This window comes from Desulfovibrio sp. 1188_IL3213, from assembly GCF_036763145.1.
GTDB lineage: Bacteria > Desulfobacterota > Desulfovibrionia > Desulfovibrionales > Desulfovibrionaceae > Desulfovibrio.
Map to the genome: position 1 here is coordinate 1 of NZ_JBAIYR010000713.1, position 584 is coordinate 584.

At 57.2% G+C, this 584-nt stretch carries 2 protein-coding genes; both read right to left on the minus strand.

Annotated features, from left to right (window positions below):
• Positions 1–285, minus strand: a 285-nt coding sequence (locus tag V6C16_RS14710) for an IS3 family transposase (protein ID WP_333543623.1), incomplete at its 3' end; no start/stop codon positions are given.
• Positions 286–344: 59 nt separating this feature from the next.
• A partial coding sequence (locus tag V6C16_RS14715) for a transposase (RefSeq protein WP_333543624.1) occupies positions 345–584 on the minus strand: 240 nt, incomplete at its 5' end.

Consider the following 584-nt stretch of genomic DNA (forward strand, 5'->3'; position numbering starts at 1 on the left):
TAAAAGATTGGGAGCGACCGCCAGCGCGTGATTTGATTCCGTGGTGCGGATAACCCGCCGTTTGCGCTTACAGACGAGGCCCAGTTTGCGGCGTAACCGCTTGACCTTCCAAAGGCTGACGGCACAGCCGCTTGCTACGAGTTCCCGGTGCAACCGTTCCGCGCCGTATGTGCCGCGTGTTCTCTGGTGGGCAGCCAGAACCTCGGCCTCCAGGCGGGTTGTCTTGCGTGATGGGGCCGCGTAGCGTTTGAGCCAGGCATAGTATCCACTGACAGATGCGTGCAAAACCAGGCAAACAAACCGGACGGGATATAGGTGTCGCAAAGCGCTCGCTGCGGCGTACCTCACAGCGACTCCTTGGCAAAGTACGCCGCCGCTTTTTTTAGAATGTCGCGCTCCATACGCAGCAGGGCGTTTTCTTTCTTCAGTAGCGCCAACTCCGCATCCTGCTCATTCACGCCCGGCTTCAAGGCGAACTCGTGCTTGTCCTGTCGGTAATGCGTAACCCAATTCGCCAAGGTTTTCATCGGAATAGATAACCTTCGCGCTGTTTCCGTTACGCCAAAACCATCATCAACCGCCAT